The sequence below is a fragment of the Anoxybacillus tengchongensis genome, assembly GCF_014201585.1.
Lineage (GTDB): Bacteria > Bacillota > Bacilli > Bacillales > Anoxybacillaceae > Anoxybacillus > Anoxybacillus tengchongensis.
Genome location: NZ_JACHES010000001.1, coordinates 313,661 through 331,337 on the forward strand (window position 1 = coordinate 313,661; position 17,677 = coordinate 331,337).

General features: G+C 42.4%; 20 protein-coding genes. 19 read left to right on the top strand and 1 reads right to left on the bottom strand.

What is annotated here, in order from left to right; genetic code table 11:
* Positions 1-161: 161 nt before the first annotated feature.
* From trpE to ypjB, 17 genes are all read left to right on the top strand, one after another.
* Positions 162-1,667 (top strand): anthranilate synthase component I, encoded by a 1,506-nt coding sequence (trpE, locus tag HNQ82_RS01765; protein ID WP_183246631.1) that lies wholly within the window; start codon positions 162-164, stop codon positions 1,665-1,667.
* The gene (gene trpD / locus HNQ82_RS01770) at positions 1,660-2,670 is read left to right on the top strand and encodes an anthranilate phosphoribosyltransferase (protein WP_183246632.1); all 1,011 of its coding nucleotides are present in this window, start codon (positions 1,660-1,662) and stop codon (positions 2,668-2,670) included. The genes trpE and trpD overlap by 8 nt, the downstream gene beginning before the upstream one ends.
* Positions 2,663-3,424: an indole-3-glycerol phosphate synthase TrpC gene (trpC, locus tag HNQ82_RS01775; protein ID WP_183243093.1), complete on the top strand. Its 762-nt coding sequence runs from the start codon at positions 2,663-2,665 to the stop codon at positions 3,422-3,424. The genes trpD and trpC overlap by 8 nt, the downstream gene beginning before the upstream one ends.
* Complete coding sequence (locus tag HNQ82_RS01780; RefSeq protein WP_183246634.1) at positions 3,421-4,056, top strand: phosphoribosylanthranilate isomerase; 636 nt, start codon at positions 3,421-3,423, stop codon at positions 4,054-4,056. The genes trpC and HNQ82_RS01780 overlap by 4 nt, the downstream gene beginning before the upstream one ends.
* Positions 4,050-5,246: a tryptophan synthase subunit beta gene (trpB, locus tag HNQ82_RS01785; RefSeq protein ID WP_183246636.1), complete on the top strand. Its 1,197-nt coding sequence runs from the start codon at positions 4,050-4,052 to the stop codon at positions 5,244-5,246. Before HNQ82_RS01780 ends, trpB begins: the two co-directional genes overlap by 7 nt.
* Positions 5,243-6,082 (top strand): tryptophan synthase subunit alpha, encoded by an 840-nt coding sequence (gene trpA, locus HNQ82_RS01790; protein WP_183246638.1) that lies wholly within the window; start codon positions 5,243-5,245, stop codon positions 6,080-6,082. The genes trpB and trpA overlap by 4 nt, the downstream gene beginning before the upstream one ends.
* Positions 6,024-7,139, top strand: a complete 1,116-nt coding sequence (gene hisC, locus HNQ82_RS01795) for a histidinol-phosphate transaminase (RefSeq protein WP_183246641.1) — start codon at positions 6,024-6,026, stop codon at positions 7,137-7,139. The genes trpA and hisC overlap by 59 nt, the downstream gene beginning before the upstream one ends.
* Positions 7,121-8,224: a prephenate dehydrogenase gene (locus HNQ82_RS01800; protein WP_183246643.1), complete on the top strand. Its 1,104-nt coding sequence runs from the start codon at positions 7,121-7,123 to the stop codon at positions 8,222-8,224. The genes hisC and HNQ82_RS01800 overlap by 19 nt, the downstream gene beginning before the upstream one ends.
* A gap of 14 nt (positions 8,225-8,238) precedes the next feature.
* The gene (gene aroA, locus HNQ82_RS01805; RefSeq protein ID WP_183243104.1) at positions 8,239-9,525 is read left to right on the top strand and encodes a 3-phosphoshikimate 1-carboxyvinyltransferase; all 1,287 of its coding nucleotides are present in this window, start codon (positions 8,239-8,241) and stop codon (positions 9,523-9,525) included.
* Positions 9,526-9,614: 89 nt separating this feature from the next.
* Complete coding sequence (locus tag HNQ82_RS01810) at positions 9,615-10,868, top strand: tetratricopeptide repeat protein (RefSeq protein WP_183246645.1); 1,254 nt, start codon at positions 9,615-9,617, stop codon at positions 10,866-10,868.
* 31 nt (positions 10,869-10,899) lie between these two features.
* The gene (locus HNQ82_RS01815; RefSeq protein ID WP_183246647.1) at positions 10,900-11,424 is read left to right on the top strand and encodes a ReoY family proteolytic degradation factor; all 525 of its coding nucleotides are present in this window, start codon (positions 10,900-10,902) and stop codon (positions 11,422-11,424) included.
* Positions 11,425-11,530: 106 nt separating this feature from the next.
* On the top strand, positions 11,531-11,965 hold the full coding sequence (locus HNQ82_RS01820) for a YpiF family protein (protein ID WP_183246648.1): 435 nt from the start codon (positions 11,531-11,533) through the stop codon (positions 11,963-11,965).
* A gap of 129 nt (positions 11,966-12,094) precedes the next feature.
* Complete coding sequence (locus HNQ82_RS01825) at positions 12,095-12,604, top strand: Rieske (2Fe-2S) protein (RefSeq protein WP_183246650.1); 510 nt, start codon at positions 12,095-12,097, stop codon at positions 12,602-12,604.
* Positions 12,605-12,607: 3 nt separating this feature from the next.
* Positions 12,608-13,282: a menaquinol-cytochrome c reductase cytochrome b subunit gene (qcrB, locus tag HNQ82_RS01830; protein WP_006319468.1), complete on the top strand. Its 675-nt coding sequence runs from the start codon at positions 12,608-12,610 to the stop codon at positions 13,280-13,282.
* A 25-nt stretch (positions 13,283-13,307) separates the two neighbouring features.
* Positions 13,308-14,075: a menaquinol-cytochrome c reductase cytochrome b/c subunit gene (locus HNQ82_RS01835; protein ID WP_183246652.1), complete on the top strand. Its 768-nt coding sequence runs from the start codon at positions 13,308-13,310 to the stop codon at positions 14,073-14,075.
* Between the two features lie 58 nt (positions 14,076-14,133).
* Positions 14,134-14,703, top strand: coding sequence for a lipoprotein heptaprenylglyceryl N-acetyltransferase LhaT (lhaT, locus tag HNQ82_RS01840; RefSeq protein ID WP_183246654.1), 570 nt, complete (start codon positions 14,134-14,136; stop codon positions 14,701-14,703).
* Positions 14,704-14,769: 66 nt separating this feature from the next.
* Positions 14,770-15,543, top strand: a complete 774-nt coding sequence (gene ypjB, locus HNQ82_RS01845; protein ID WP_183246656.1) for a sporulation protein YpjB — start codon at positions 14,770-14,772, stop codon at positions 15,541-15,543.
* 22 nt (positions 15,544-15,565) lie between these two features.
* Here the strand turns inward: ypjB and HNQ82_RS01850 are convergent, their stop codons facing one another.
* On the bottom strand, positions 15,566-16,426 hold the full coding sequence (locus HNQ82_RS01850) for a YitT family protein (protein WP_343053354.1): 861 nt from the start codon (positions 16,424-16,426) through the stop codon (positions 15,566-15,568).
* Between the two features lie 117 nt (positions 16,427-16,543).
* Here HNQ82_RS01850 and HNQ82_RS01855 point away from each other — a divergent pair, with 117 nt between their 5' ends.
* Together HNQ82_RS01855 and dapB are read left to right on the top strand one after the other, a co-directional pair.
* A complete protein-coding gene (locus tag HNQ82_RS01855; RefSeq protein WP_183246657.1) occupies positions 16,544-16,876 on the top strand; it encodes a nucleotide pyrophosphohydrolase in 333 nt (110 codons plus the stop codon).
* Entirely contained in the window at positions 16,873-17,667 is a 795-nt protein-coding gene (gene dapB / locus HNQ82_RS01860) for a 4-hydroxy-tetrahydrodipicolinate reductase (protein ID WP_183246659.1), read from the top strand. The genes HNQ82_RS01855 and dapB overlap by 4 nt, the downstream gene beginning before the upstream one ends.
* The last annotated feature ends 10 nt before the right edge of the window (positions 17,668-17,677 follow it).

Consider the following 17,677-nt stretch of genomic DNA (forward strand, 5'->3'; position numbering starts at 1 on the left):
AGTTAGTTGAGTAGAGTAAGAGTTGAGTAGAGTAGAGAATGAGTGAGAGCGGAGCAGAGGATCATTAGGATACGTACGCCTAAAGGCCGCTCGTCTTTAGGCTTTTTTACTTTCCTCTTTGTTTCCCCCTCATGTTCATTCTCCAAGAAAGGAGAACGATCATGAATATAGCTACATTTTTACAAACAGCTTCCCGGTTTCGAACGATTCCGATTGTGCGCCGTTTTTTTGCAGATACGTTTCAACCCATACAGCTATTTGTGGCGTTACGTGATGAGGCGGCGTTTTTGCTTGAGAGCAAAGACGATATGTCCCCTTGGTCGCGCTATTCGTTTATCGGCATTCGTCCGTTTATGTCGATTGAAAGTGATGACGGCAAGCAATTTTTTGTAAAAGAAAAACAACAAGTGCTCGCGTGTACGGCGACAATCCAAGAAGCGTTTGCGACGATGCAACATCATTTAAACGTTCAACTACTATCATTGGACGTTCCGTTTCGTGGAGGAGCTGTCGGGTATATAAGCTACGATTTTATTTCTTCTATTGAGAAAGTCCCATATCATGCACATAACGACTTACAAATGAAAATCGTCCATTTTGTCGTTTGTGAAACACTTTTTGCCTTTGATCATATAAAGAAAGAGCTATTACTTATTCATTATGTTCGTTTAACGGAAACAGATGATGAAGCAAAACAAGTAGAAAAATATGAAGCAGCTTGCCGAAGAATCGATGAGCTAGCACGTCAAATGGTTCAAGGCTACGATGAACAAGCACATATGATGTTCGACCGAAATATATGTGTTTCATTTGACCGAGTTCGTTCGAATATGGATCGCGAAATGTTTTATGAAGCTGTTGAAAACATTCAATCGTACATTGCCAGCGGAGATGTGTTTCAAACGGTGTTGTCGCAACGATTTGAGATTGAAACTTCCATTGATGGACTTGAGCTATATCGTTTATTACGTTTATTAAATCCGTCACCATACTTATTTTATTTAAAAATTGGTGAAGAACACATCGTCGGTAGCTCCCCAGAGAAGCTCATTCAAGTACGAAACAGGGAGCTTGAAATTGATCCGATCGCAGGGACGCGTCGCCGCGGTAAAAATGAACAAGAAGATGTTGCGCTCATGAACGAGTTGCTTCATGACCCGAAAGAGCGAGCGGAACATTATATGCTTGTCGATTTAGCACGCAACGACATCGGTCGCGTTGCTATGTATGGGACGGTGCGTACGCCACAATTTATGCAAATCGGGAAGTTTTCACACGTCATGCATTTAATCTCAAAAGTAACGGGAACGCTCCGTGATGACGTTCATCCGCTTGATGCCCTTATCGCAGCTTTTCCTGCAGGAACGGTGAGCGGAGCACCGAAAGTTCGGGCGATGCAAATTATTCAAGAGCTAGAGCCGACAGCACGCAACGTATATGCAGGTACGGTTGCCTATATTGGTTTTGACGGGAATATTGACTCGTGTATAGCAATTCGCACAGCTGTATTAAAAAATAATGTAGCATACGTACAAGCAGGGGCGGGAATCGTTGCGGATTCATTGCCTGCATTGGAATGGAAAGAAACACGAAATAAAGCGAGCGCTTTAATTCATGCGATTCAGCTTGCAGAGCACGTATTTCAAAGGGGGAAGCGACATGTTTGAACGGTTTTTGCATAAATGTGCTGGACAACAAACGTTGACGGAACAAGAAGCGTATGAAGCGATGCATGCGATGATGAGCGGGGAAGTGGATGAAAGACAAGTAGCTGCTTTTTTAGTTTTGTTGCGGTTTCGTGGTGAAACGGTTGATGAGCTTGTTGGCTTTATTCGGGCCATGCGTGAACGTATGCGAACGGTTTCTTTCGACGAACCAGTGATCGATACGTGTGGAACAGGTGGAGATGGAAAAGGGACATTTAACATTTCGACAGCCGTCGCTTTGCTTGTGGCTTCGCTCGATGTTGCTGTCGCAAAGCACGGCAATCGTGCGGTGTCGTCGACAAGTGGAAGCGCGAATGTCATTGAGCATTTCCTAATCCCAATGCCGAAAACGGAAGAAGAAGCAAAACAAGCGTTACGTACACATCGGCTCGTTTTTTTATTTGCTCCATTTTATCATGAGGCAATGAAGCATGTTGCCCCTGTTCGCCAAAGTTTAAAAATGCGAACAGTATTCAATTTGCTCGGTCCGCTCGTCAATCCAGCTCAACCGAAACGCCAAGTCATTGGCGTACATGATAAAAAAGATGCGCGCAAAATGGCTGAAGCGTTGCGACGAATGGGAACGGAACATACCGTGTTTGTCACAAGCGATGACGGTTTAGACGAATGTAGCATCAGTGCGGTAACACAATTAATTGAACTCAAACATGACCATATCGTTGAGCGCATCATTACACCAGAAGATGTAGGGTTACAGCGTGGTTGTTTGTCTCATATATGCGTTCATAGCGTAAACGAAAGTGCGCAACTCATTGAACACGTGTTTGCTAATCGTGCAAATAAAAGTGCGACAAATATCGTTTTACTAAACGCAGGTGTTACTTTATATGTTGCAGGTGTTGCATCACATATTGAAGAAGGAGTCGATATGGCGAAGCGAGCGATTGAAACGGGTCGTGCTTATGCATATTTACAGCGATTGCGAGGTGCTATGTATGCTTGAAGCGATTTTACAAACAAAGAGAGAAGAAGTTTTATCGTTACAATTACCAGAGACATATGAACAACTTCCGCGTCGTTCGTTTTACGACGCTTTAGCGAAGCCACGTCGCGTTTTAGGATTGATTGCAGAAGTGAAAAAAGCGTCACCATCAAAAGGAATCATTCGACAACATGTGAATGTCGTTGATATTGCCCGCGCATACGAGCAAGCAGGTGCCGATGTCGTGTCTGTTTTAACAGATGAAAAATATTTTGCTGGCCATCGGTCATACGTGACGCAAGTGAAACAACACGTGCAAATTCCAATTTTACGTAAAGACTTTATTATTGATCGTAAACAACTTGTCGAAAGTGTGCGCATTGGCGCAGATGCCATTTTACTCATTGGTGAAGCGCTTGATCCGAGTTTTTTGCATGAATTATATGAAGAAGCGCACGAAATGGGATTGCAATGTTTAGTAGAAGTGCATACCAAAAAAACAGTAGAAGCGATTTTAAAACGTTTCACACCGAAAGTGATTGGCATCAATAATCGCGATTTAACAACGTTTCACACATCGCTTCATGTGACAAAACAAATTGTTCCGCTTTTGCCTCCATGCATTATCGTTAGTGAAAGTGGCATTCACACATACGACGATGTGCAGACGATACGACAAGCCGGTGCCCATGCGATGCTCGTTGGTGAGGCATTTATGCGCAAGCCAGCTGTCGATGTGGCCATTTATGAATTGTTTGGGGAGCGGTATGTATGACCGTTTTAAAATATTGTGGAAATCGTTCATTGCAAGATGTGCAACTTATTGCCAAAAGCAAAGCGGACTATATCGGATTCGTGTTTGCAGAAAGTAAGCGAAAAGTCGAACCGAAAGATGTGAAACGATGGTTATCTGTCGTTCAACTTGAAACAAAACAAATTGTTGGGGTTTTCGTTCATCCAACCGTTTGTTCCGTTGCTTCCGTTCTTGAGCACGTTCCATTATCCATTATTCAATGTCATGGGATGGAAACGGTCCAGACGGTGCAGCAGTTAAAAGAGAGGTTTCAACTTCCAGTTTGGAAGGTTATTCATCACAACCTAGAAGCGTGGACATATATGCGCGCATGGAAAGGCGTTGCAGACGGTTTTGTTATTGATAGCGGACGAAAGGGAGCGTGGGGAGGAACAGGCATCTCATTTGATTGGTGTAATGTTCCTCAATACATGGAAGAAGCATATAAACAAGGTGTGCCTTGTTTCATCGCTGGAGGTATTACGCCAGACAACGTTGAGCAGCTGTTAGCATATGAACCATTCGGGATCGATATCAGTAGTGGAATTGAAGAAAATGATAGAAAAAGCGAAAAAAAAATAAACAAAATTGAACAGAAGGTGAAATCATGTTGACGTTACCAAATGAACGTGGTCGTTTTGGCATGTTTGGTGGAAAATTCGTTCCAGAAACATTAATGCGTCCATTAGCTGATATAGAGCGCCAATTGCATGAAGCATTGGCTGATCCTTCGTTTCATGCCGAATATATGCATCATTTGTATGAATATTCGGGACGACCGACCGCTTTAACATTTGCAAAAAACTTGACAGAACGATTAGGCGGGGCGAAAATGTACTTTAAACGTGAAGACTTAAACCATACCGGTGCTCATAAAATTAACAACGCCATTGGGCAAGCGTTGTTAGCGAAACGAATGGGAAAACGAAAAATTATCGCTGAAACAGGTGCAGGTCAACACGGAGTAGCTGCGGCGACCGTTGCCGCTCGTTTTGGTATGGAATGTAAAGTGTTTATGGGTGAAGAAGATGTGAAGCGACAAGCATTAAACGTATTTCGTATGAAATTGCTTGGTGCACAAGTCATTCCAGTAACAAGCGGCAATCGTACACTAAAAGATGCGACAAACGAAGCGATTCGTTATTGGGTGGAGCATTGTGACGATCATTTTTATATGATTGGCTCTGTCGTTGGACCGCATCCGTATCCGATGATGGTGCGTGAATTTCAACGTATTATCGGGGAAGAAGCGCGCGAACAAATGTTAAAAGTAGAAGGAAAACTCCCAAATACGATCATCGCTTGTGTTGGTGGTGGAAGTAATGCGATTGGCATGTTTCATCCATTTTTAGAGGATGACGTCGAATGTATTGGTGTCGAGGCAGCCGGAAAAGGTGTGCATACAACTGAGCATGCTGCAACAATAACAAAAGGGACAAAAGGTGTCATTCATGGCTCCCTCACATACGTATTGCAAGATGAACACGGTCAAATTACGGAACCTTATTCGATTTCAGCGGGATTGGATTATCCAGGTGTCGGACCAGAACATGCATATTTAGCACATATCGGTCGTGTTCGCTATGAAAGTGTCACAGATGAAGAAGCGATTGCAGCAGTTCAAATGACTGCAGAAACAGAAGGAATCATTCCAGCGATCGAATCGGCGCACGCACTTGCTAAAGCGTTTCAAATCGCCCCTCTTCGTCCAAAAAACGAAACGATTCTCGTTTGTTTATCAGGAAGAGGAGATAAAGATGTGCAAACGGTCATGAACTATTTGGAAGGGGATGAGCCGAGATGAAACATTTTATTCCATTTATCGTTGCTGGCGATCCATCTGAAGACGTGACGATGGATTTAGCGATTGCGCTTGAAAAAGCAGGTGCGACGATATTAGAGCTTGGTGTACCATACTCCGATCCGCTTGCAGATGGTCCAATTATTCAACGAGCAGCGAGCCGGGCGCTGAATAATGGAATGACGTTAACAAAAGCGCTTGAGCTCATTGGACGAATGCGAAAAAAAGGTGTAAAAATTCCGATTATTGTCTTTACGTATTACAATCCTGTGTTACAATTAGGAGAAGAACGCTTTTTTGCTTTAGCGCAACAAAACGGTGCGAGCGGTGTACTCATTCCAGATTTACCGTTTGAAGAAAGCGAGTATATGAGAACATTAGGTGACGCATATAAAATTCCTTATATTTCGCTTGTTGCTCCAACGTCTCATGAACGCATCGCAATGATTGCATCGCAAGCTCAATCGTTTTTATATTGCGTGTCATCGTTAGGTGTAACGGGCATTCGGGATTCGTTGCCGGCGGAATTGCACGAATTTTTGAAACAAGTGAAATTATATAGCCGTGTCCCTGTTGTCGTCGGATTCGGTATTTCGACAGCTGAACAAGTAGATCGACTACAACACGTGTGTGATGGCATCGTCATCGGTAGCGCCATTGTGCAAAAAATTGAACAGCTACAAGATGAATTAAACGACGTCCGTACACGCCCAAACGCGCTTATCGCTTTTTCTCAATATGTCGTTTCACTTATTGAACCATTGAAAAGGGTGGGGAAAAATGAAAGTCAAACAACAACTGAACCAACTAAAACCGTATCAACCGGGCAAACCGATTGAAGAAGTAAAACGTGAATATCGGTTAGAAACGGTCATTAAACTTGCATCAAATGAAAATCCGTACGGATGTTCACCACTTGCTCAACAGGCGATTATGAAAGAACTTGATTACTTAGCTTTGTATCCTGACGGATATAGCCGAGCGTTGCGCGAGGCGCTTGCATCGCACGTTGGTGTCAATGAAAAGCAACTCATTTTCGGAAATGGTTCGGATGAAATCGTTCAAATCGTTTGTCGTGCCTTTTTACAAAAAGGGACGAATACAGTGATGGCTACGCCGACGTTTCCACAATACCGCCATAATGCGGTCATTGAAGGTGCGGAAGTGCGCGAGATTCCTCTTCAAGACGGACATCATCATTTAGAAGCGATGCTTGCAGCGATCGACGATCATACGCGCGTCGTTTGGATTTGTAGTCCAAACAACCCGACGGGGACGTATGTGAATGACGTTTCTTTGCGTGCCTTTTTGGACAAAGTACCGAAACATGTGCTCGTCGTTGTTGATGAAGCGTATTATGAATACGTGCAAGCGGAAGATTATCCAAATACCGTTTCTTTGCTTCAACAATATGAAAATATGATGATTTTACGCACGTTTTCAAAAGCATACGGGTTAGCAGCGCTCCGCATCGGATATGGCATTGCCCACGAGCATATTTTACAAGCAATCGAGCCAGCGCGTGAACCATTTAATACATCTCGGCTGGCGCAAGTGGCAGCATTAGCCGCATTAAACGATCAAACATTTATTGAACAATGTGCACAAAAAAATAAACAAGGGCTAAGTCAATTCTACACATTTTGTGATGAACATAGCTTGCGTTACTACAAGTCGGAAGGGAATTTTATTTTAATTGATTTCGGTTTTAGCGGTGACGAAGTGTTTACGTATTTGCTTCAACGCGGCATCATTGTTCGTTCAGGATGCGCTCTCGGTTTTCCGACCGCTGTGCGCATTACAGTCGGATCACCGGAACAAAACGAAACGATTATTCGTGTTTTAACAAACATGTTGAAAGAAAGAAGTGAGCAGTTTTGCGAGGAAACATTTTAATTGCGGGTCTTGGCTTAATTGGTGGTTCGATTGCGCTTGCTATAAAGCGAGCGCATCCGAACGCGACAATGATCGGATATGACGTATCAGACGAATCGTTGCGTTTGGCGCGTTCGCTTGGTGTCATTGATGAAGCAGTACCGTCGTTTGCTCATGGGGCATGTGAAGCGGATGTCATCGTGCTTGCTGCCCCTGTCGTTCAAACGGAGCAATTGCTTCGAGACTTAGTTCATCTCTCGTTGCGACCAAACGTCATTGTAACAGATGTCGGAAGCACAAAAGAGCGCATCGTCAAACAAGCATTGCCGTTATTAGAAAAAGGAGCGACGTTTATCGGTGGACACCCGATGGCCGGCTCGCATAAAAGTGGAGTGGCAGCTGCGCGTGCGCATTTGTTTGAAAATGCGTTTTACATTTTAACACCAACGGAACATGTGAAAGAAGAAGATGTCATACGACTAAAACATTGGCTTGAAGGAACGAAAGCTCATTTTGTTACATTAACACCGAAAGAGCATGACCGCATTGCTGGCGTCATTAGCCACTTTCCGCACATCATTGCAGCAAGCCTTGTTCATCAAGCACAGCAGTATGAGCGAGAAGATGAACTTGTGAGCCGATTAGCGGCAGGTGGATTTCGTGATATTACGCGCATTGCTTCAAGCAATCCGGAAATGTGGCGTGATATTTTCATACATAATAAAGAGGAGTTGCTGCAGCTGTTTGATCGTTGGATCGAGGAAATGAAAAAAATCCGCACATACGTTGCTGACGGTGATAGCGAACGCATTTATCAATATTTTCATGAAGCGAAACAGTTTCGTGATGGGTTGCCTGTTCGAACGAAAGGAGCGATTCCTTCTTTTTACGATTTGTATGTTGATGTGCCAGACTATCCAGGGGTTATTTCTGAAATTACGGGTTATTTGGCAAAAGCGCGCATTAGTATTACAAACATCCGTATTATTGAAACGCGCGAAGATATTTATGGTGTGCTTCGTTTAAGCTTTCAAACAGAAGATGACCGTCAACGAGCAAAGCATTGTATTGAAGCAAATACAAACTATGAAACGCACGTTGTGTAAAAGAGGGTGGAATGATGGAATTAAAAACAAATATTCATGCATTGCGAGGAGAGATTGCTATCCCGGGAGATAAGTCGATTTCTCACCGCGCCGTTATGTTTGGTGCGCTGGCGAAAGGGACAACTCGGGTGACAAATTTTCTAACAGGTGAAGATTGTTTAAGTACAATCGATTGTTTTCGAAAAATGGGTGTAGAAATTACGCAACAAGGAAATGAAGTGATTGTAGAAGGAAAAGGGATTGCCGGTTTAAAAGAGCCTACACATATATTAAATGTCGGCAACTCAGGGACGACGACACGTTTATTGTTAGGCATTTTGGCAGCTTGTCCATTCCATGCTTGTTTAATCGGAGATGATTCGATTGCGAAACGACCAATGGATCGCGTCACAAAACCGTTAAAACAAATGGGCGCGCACATCGATGGAAGGGAACAAGGGCGCTATACACCGTTAGCCATTCGTGGTGGACAACTCCAGCCAATCACATATCATTCCCCTGTTGCGAGCGCACAAGTAAAATCGGCTATTTTGCTTGCAGGTTTACATGCAGAAGGAACGACTACAGTTACTGAACCTCATCGTTCGCGCGATCATACTGAGCGTATGTTAAGAGCGTTTGGAGCGGACGTGCATGTCGACGGATTAAGTGTCTCCGTCACAGGAAGACAAACGCTTCAAGCGATTGATATACAAGTGCCAGGTGATATTTCTTCCGCAGCTTTCTTTTTAGTCGCTGGTGCAATTGTCCCAAATAGTGAAATTACATTAAAGCATGTCGGAATGAATCCGACGCGCACAGGGATTATTGATGTATTAAAAGACATGGGGGCAAATATTTCTATTGAAAATGTTCGTCATGAAGAAAGTGAACCTGTAGCCGATATTACCGTTCGTACTTCAACGTTGAAAGCAACGCATATCGGAGGAGATATGATCCCACGATTAATTGATGAAATCCCAATCATTGCGCTTTTAGCAACACAAGCAGAAGGAACGACCGTCATTACAGATGCAAGTGAGTTAAAAGTAAAAGAAACAGATCGTATTGCTACGGTCGTATCCGAGTTACGAAAGCTTGGTGCTCACATCGAAGCGACAGAAGATGGGATGGTTATTCACGGAAAAACACCGCTTTATGCGAACGATGTCATTGTTGATAGCTATGGTGATCATCGCATCGGTATGATGTTAGCTATCGCAGCATGCATCACAAAAGGAAACGTCACTCTCCAACGTCCCGAAGCGATTGCGGTGTCATATCCGGCATTTTTTGAACATTTGCATGCCTTGCAAAGCTGATTCTATGATGGATCAGCTTCTTTTTTTGCATGGTTATTTGTTCGGTGGTATGATAAAGCGTGATGATATGAATGATGAGGGTGAGATTGATGAAGACAGTAGATCAAATCGTTCAACTCGTTGAACAAGGTGATGTTGAACGCGCATTAGCACTTGCCGAACAAGTGAAACAAAACGGAAACGATGAAGAGCGATATATGTTAGCAGACCAACTATTTTCGTGGGGATTGTTAGAAGAGGCGGAATCGCTCGTTCGTATGTTGCTTACACGTTATCCAGACGAACGCGAACTACAACTTTTTTTAGCAGAAATATATACAGAGATGGATAAAGAAGAAGAAGCGCTCGAATTGTTGATGGACATAGAAGAAGATGACCCATATTATGTGCGCGCATGCTTGTTAATGGCAGACCTTTATCAAATGCAAGGATTAGATGAAGTAAGTGAACAAAAACTACTAAAAGCATATGAAAACATGCCAGACGAACCACTCGTTCAGTTTGCATTAGCAGAGTTATACTTTACGACCGGTCAATATCAAAAAAGTTTGCTATATTATGAACAAGTCATAAACAAAACAAAAACGCTCGCAGGTACTGTCATTGCCCAGCGCATAGCGGAAGCATATAGCTTACTTGGTGAATTTGAACGATCATTATCTTATTATGAAGAAGCATTAAACGAACGTTTCGATGTGCATACGTTATTTCAATACGGATTTACAGCATATCAAGCGGAAGCATATAAAACAGCTATCGCGAAATTTAGTGAGCTAAAAGTACTTGATCGCGAGTATGTGCCTCTTTATTTATTTTTAGCAAAATCGTATGAACAAGAAGGAGATATACAACAAAGTTACGAAATAGCAAAAGAAGGATTAACAATAGATGAATGGAATAAAGAATTACTCGTATATGTTGGGAAAATCGCATTAAAACTCGGCAAGCGAGAGGAAGCGTTGATGTACATTGAAAAAGCGCTCGATATTGATCCGGGTTATTTAGAAGCATTGTTTATACAGACGAGTTTGCTTTTCCATGAGGAACGGTATGAAGACGTTGTACATGTCATTCAACAAGCGATCGATCAAGGCGAATATGATCCACAATTTGAATGGGAACTTGCGAAGGCGAAGCAAAAGCTTGAAATGTATGATCAGGCATTAAATCATTATGAAGAAGCATATACTTTTTTTAAAGATGATCCAAACTTTTTATATGATTTTGGCTACTTTTTATTTGAGGAGGGAAGAAGAGAAAGAGCAAAAGATATATTTGAACAACTATTACGTATCGATTCGACAAACGAAGAGATTGCCCATATGATGTTGCAGTTTGAATGAAGTTGTCATTCGGATGCAAGGGGGGAAGGGAATGGTTTCTGTTCGGGAGAAGAAAGAGTTTGTTCGCTGGTTTTTAAACAATTATCAATTGAAACGGCGTGAATGTGTATGGATTTTAAACTATTTACTTAGTCATGATGCGCTCATGGAAAACGTGCATTTTGTGGAACATGCGGAATATTGTCCGCGTGGCATGATGATGTCGACGCATTGTGTAGACGATGTACCGTTTCGATTTTACAAGCAAAATGTCGTCACGACAGATGCAGAAAAATCGTTTCACGACATTCGTTTAAATCGTGACGAAGATATTTACATTCAGCTCAATTTTCGTGGCGCTTTCCATTCACCACAATACGTGGCGGTGCTTGAAGAAAATCCGTACATGCCAAAACGAGTGAATAAACAAGATGAACAACTCGTTGAAACAATCGTCCATCAATCGATTCAACATTTTCAACGTCAAAAAATTATGCGGCTAATTGACGAGGCGCTTGATCAGCAAGATGAACAAAAGTTTCGTGAGCTGACTGAACAATTAAAAGCGTTGCGCTAACCTCGTGTTTTCGCAACGCTTTTTACTATGGTATATATTTGTCACAAAACGTTCAAAAAAATACATATGCGTTTCGTGTAATATGGAAACATAAGGAGTGATTTCAATGAAATGGACAGCAAAAGATGTAGACATGTATCAACAAGCGAAAGAGTATGTGGATACCGCGCTCGTTCCGTGTGTACCGATAGGAATCACAAATATGAAAGCGTTTGCTGAAATGAGCGAGCATACGTTGTTTATTGCAAATGAAGTGGAGCGACAGTTTAAAGGGAGGGTGATGTTATTTCCGCCACTCACATATTTCGTGCAAGAACAAATACAAGCGCGGGTGTATGAATGGATAAACATGTTGAAACAAGCAGGATTTCAACATATATGTTTTGTTACTTCGCATGCGGATATTGCGGATGAATCGTTTGTGTATGTACCAGCGCTACCGCTTGAACATGCTGATGAAGCATATAAGCAAAAAGTGATGCGCCAACAAGTCGAACAAGTAATGGATGCATTAGTTACAAAATGGACGTTAAAAAATTAGATAGCGTTTACACTATCATTATATTGACCTTGATGGAAACATGATATATCATTAGGTTGTCCTAGTTTTATATATGTGTTATAACAATTCGTCCGGATGGACTTAACTTTGCATAGAGGGGGGAAAACGATGAGCGAGAAAAAGCATCGCGTGTCAAGACGGCAATTTTTAAACTACACGTTAACAGGTGTAGGCGGATTTATGGCAGCTGGTATTTTATCACCAATGGTGCGCTTTGCCTTAGATCCGATCTTAAAAGAAGAAGCTGGGCAAGATATGGTTGCGGTTGCCCAAGTGAAAGACATTACGACAGAACCACAGCGCTTCGACTTCAAAGTAAAAGTAAAGGACGCGTGGTATGAGTCAGAAGAGCCAAGATCGGCTTGGGTATTTAAAGATGAAAACGGGGATATCGTTGCGCTATCGCCAATCTGTAAACATCTTGGCTGTACGGTGAACTGGAACGGTGAAAAAAGCAATCCAAACCGTTTCTTCTGTCCTTGTCACTATGGATTATACGAAAAGGACGGAACGAACGTGCCAAACACGCCACCACCGGCTCCACTAGACCGTTATGAATATGAAGTGAAAGACGGCACGTTGTATTTAGGAAAAGCGAAACCACAAGGGGGTGCGTAATACATGCTTAATAAGATTTACGATTGGGTTGATGAGCGGTTAGATATTACGCCTTTGTGGCGCGATATCGCAGATCATGAAGTGCCAGAGCACGTAAACCCTGCGCATCACTTTTCAGCGTTTGTTTACTGCTTTGGTGGATTGACGTTTTTCGTTACAGTTATCCAAATTTTATCTGGTATGTTTTTAACGATGTATTACGTACCAGATATTAAAAACGCTTGGGAATCTGTTTATTACTTACAAAACGAAGTGGCGTTTGGGCAAATTGTGCGCGGTATGCATCACTGGGGGGCAAGCCTTGTTATTGTGATGATGTTTTTACATACGTTGCGCGTATTTTTCCAAGGTGCTTACAAAAAGCCACGTGAGTTGAACTGGATCGTTGGTGTACTTATTTTTATGGTTATGATGGGTCTTGGCTTCACAGGTTACTTATTACCTTGGGACATGAAAGCGCTCTTTGCGACAAAAGTCGGATTGCAAATTGCTGAAGCGACACCAGTTATCGGTCCAGCGATTAAAACGTTATTGGCAGGTCACCATGAAATCGTTGGAGCTCAAACGTTAACGCGCTTCTTTGCGATTCACGTATTCTTCTTGCCAGGGGCGTTATTAGGTTTAATGGCTGCACACTTTTTAATGATTCGAAAACAAGGTATCTCTGGTCCACTGTAAAATTTAGCATAAGGGAGGGAACGATATGCATCGCGGAAAAGGGATGAAATTTGTCGGCGATTCACGCGTGCCTGCCATGCGCAAGCCGAACATTCCGAAAGACTATTCCGAATATCCGGGGAAAACCGAGGCGTTTTGGCCGAACTTTTTATTAAAAGAATGGATGGTCGGCTCCGTCTTTTTAATCGGCTTTTTATGTTTAACCGTCGCACATCCATCGCCACTTGAGCGAATTGCGGATCCGACAGATACAAGTTATATTCCGCTTCCAGACTGGTACTTCTTATTCTTATACCAGTTATTGAAGTACTCATTTGCATCTGGTCCATATACTGTGATCGGAGCGATCGTTATTCCTGGACTCGCGTTTGGAGCGTTATTGCTTGCACCGTTTTTAGATCGTGGTCCAGAGCGTCGCCCATCGAAGCGCCCAGTTGCTGTCGGTATGATGTTGCTTACGCTCGCTGCAATCATTTTCTTAACATGGGAATCTGTCGTCACGCACGACTGGGAAGCGGCTGCTGAGCAAGGAAAAATTCGTGCAGAAGTAGAAATTGACAAAAATGCAGAAGGATATAAAATTTTAGAAGCAAACACATGCTTAACATGTCACGGCGAAAACTTACAAGGTGGTCCAGCTGCTCCATCTCTTGTCGGCACAGGATTATCTCCTGAGGAAATTGCTAATATTGCGAAAAACGGTCAAGGCGGCATGCCAGGAGGTATTTTCAAAGGTACAGATGAAGAGTTACAAAAGCTTGCAGAATTCGTTGCAGGTTTAAAAGCAGAATAATTGATGAAAGCTGACTGAACATCAGTCAGCTTTTTTGTACATATGGGAGGTTCGGTATATGTTATACATACGTGATTGGTTGATGCATCGCTCGTTTCTTATGCTATTATTGGTCGTCAATGTCATTGGGACAATTTATGGTTATGTATGGTATGGACCACAGTTGTCGGAAACGCCAACGATTTTTCTTCCGTTTGTCCCGGATAGCCCAACAGCAAGTTTGTTTTTTGTTTTTGTTGTAATCGCCTGGCTTCGTCATACACATTGGCCGCTCATGGAAGCGTTGGCGGTTGTTACGCTCGTAAAATACGGTATTTGGGCTGTTGTCATGAATATGCTTGTATTTATTGTGACAGGAGAACTCGGTTGGGCGGGATGGATGCTCGTTGTATCGCACGGAGCGATGGCGGTGCAAGCAGTGCTATATGCCCCACAGTATCGCATGTCATTTGGTCATGTTGTCATCGCTGCCATTTGGACATTGCATAACGACGTCATCGATTACGTGTTTGGGATGATGCCGCAATATCGGATGTTGGCACAATATACGCTACAAATCGGCTATTTTACATTTTGGCTAAGCATCGTTTCAATTGCGGTGGCGTACATTTTTTCGCGTCGGCGATAAATCGAGGTCTATGTCTCTTTTTACGATCATATATTCAATAGTAAGATCGTAAGGAGGGACAAGGAGATGCGCATTCGATTCGTCGTGATGTTTATCATCATTTTTTTATTTCCGTATACCGTATATGCAAACGGACATGAGTGGGACAAACTCGATCAAATTTCTGACGAAGCGCTTCAGCTAACAAAAAATGATCGCCTGCAAGAAGCAAAGCAGTTATTAGAATATTTCGAAAAACAATTTGCATTATTTCGTGAAGACATTCATTCTATGGATGTCATATATGTGTTAACGGCTACGCACGAAGAAGCATTAAAAGCGGTTACGACATCGAGTGTACCGATGGAACAACGAATCAATCAATTGACGCAATTTCGGCTTGCTGTTGATGCTGTTCACACGAAACATCAACCGCTTTGGAAAGAAATGAAACACGCTGTCATGTCAGCATTTGAAAAGATGAAGCAAGCGATGGAACGTGAGGACGAACAACTATTTCAACAAGCGTTTCATCAATTTTTACAACGGTATCAACTCATTGAACCGAGCGTAAAAATTAACGCCGATCGTGAACAAGTGCAACGTGTATCAGCTCATATTTCTCTTTTAGAAGCTCCTGCTTTTCGTCAATTGCATGCAACAGAGCGAATGAAAGAGTTGCGACAAATGGAAGAAGATTTGCATGCTTTGTTTGCTGATGAAAAAAAGGAAATGACACTCCCGTCACTTTGGTGGGTTATGACGTCTATCGGTGGCATGATTATTATGACGTTAACGTATGTAGGATGGCGAAAATATCATGGGGAAAAAGAACGAAAAATGATAAAGGATAAACAATAAAAGCGTCCGTCGATGGACGCTTTTATTCATGTAGCGGTTGTTTATTTTCATCTAGTGTAAATCCTTCACCGTGTACATCGTGTACATCGCTAATGGCGACAAAGGCATATGGGTCAACGGAAGTGATAATGGATTTTAAACGCGATAATTCGTTTTTAGCTACAACGCAATATAAAACATCTCGTTCGCGTTTTGTATAAGAGCCGATTCCTTTTAAAATCGTAACCCCTCGTTCCATTTCCGTCATAATTTTTTCAGAAATTAAATCGCTTTTTTCAGAAATAATGGTTGCTCCTTTTGCCGCGTATGCTCCTTCCTGTAAAAAGTCAATCACGCGCGCCCCGACAAACACTGCAACGAGCGTATACATGCCTTCACGGTACGGTAAATACGTCAGCAACGAGAGAAAAATGACACATGAGTCAAACAAAAACATCGTTTTTCCCATACTAATGCTTTTATATTTATATACGAGCCGCGCAATAATATCGACACCGCCTGTTGTTCCGCCGTAGCGGAAAATAATACCGAGACCGACCCCGATAAACACACCAGCAAACAATGCCGCTAACGTAAGGTCGTTATTGAGCGGAATGTGAAATCCGTACCGTTGGAAAATCCAAAGAAATACAGATAAACTAACCGTTCCGATAATCGTATAAAAAAACGTCGTCTGCCCAAGCAATTTCCATCCGATAAAAAAGAGTGGGATGTTCAGCACTAAGTTTGAGATAGAAGGATCAATGCCAAACAAAAAGTATAAAAGAAGCGTAATCCCTGTAAATCCGCCTTCCGCTAATTTATTTTCCATATTAAAGTGGACAAGTCCAAACGCAAAAATAGCAGATCCTAGTAAAATAAATGCGACATTTTTTAGTTTCATCGTCTTCACCTCTCGAATATGACTGCGTTTTTTATTATAGAGGAATGTCATCGCACCCGTCAAAAACATTTGTCAAATGCCCCACTTTTAGCTAACATGAATGTAGAGGTGAAGACAATGGAAAAAACGATGCGGCAAATGCAACATGAAGTTGACGAATACATTGGACAGTTTAAAGAAGGGTATTTTAGTCCGCTCGCCATGCTGGCTCGTTTAACAGAAGAATTAGGCGAGTTAGCGCGTGAAGTGAACCATTATTACGGAGAAAAACCAAAAAAGAAAACCGAACAAGAAAAAACAATTCAAGAGGAGCTAGGCGATTTATTGTTCGTCCTTATATGTATGGCGAATTCGTTACGTATCGATTTACAAGAAGCGCATGATACGGTCATGCATAAATTTCAAACGCGAGATCGCGATCGTTGGACAAGAAAGGAAGAGGGAAGATGATTCGAATTGTTATTGCCGGACCACGTGGACGAATGGGCCGAGAAGCTGTTTCTCTCGTTCATGAAACAAAACATTTTGAGCTCGTCGCTGTTGTAGACCGAATAAACGAAGGAAAAACGTTAGCACAACTTGACGGTTTTCCAGCAATTGAAGTCCCGATTTTTACAGATTTAGAGCGATGTTTACAAACAGTGCAAGCGGACGTATTCATCGATTTAACGACGCCAGAAGTCGGAAAACGTCATGCGGAAATTGCATTGCATTACGGTGTTCGACCAGTCGTTGGTACGACAGGATTTACAGAAGATGATTTAACACGTTTAACACAAGTAGCTGAAGAGAAAAAAATTGGTGCAATTATTGCCCCAAATTTTGCGATTGGTGCAATTTTAATGATGAAATTTGCACAAATGGCGGCTAAATATTTTCCTCACGTAGAAATCATTGAACTTCATCACGATCAAAAACTTGATGCTCCGTCTGGTACAGCGTTGAAAACAGCGCAGCTCATTCAACAAGTACGTCCTTCATTCATACAAGGGCATGAAGCTGAAAAAGAGACGATGGAAGGAGCGCGCGGAGCCTTATATGACGGCATGCGCATTCATAGCGTTCGCTTGCCGGGGCTTGTAGCACATCAAGAAGTCATTTTTGGTGGCGATGGACAAACATTGACAATTCGTCACGATTCGTTCCATCGTTCATCATTTATGTCAGGTGTTCGTTTTTCTGTTGAGACGGTGATGAAGCTAGAAACGCTCGTATATGGATTAGAACATTTAATTGAATAAGGAGGAGAGG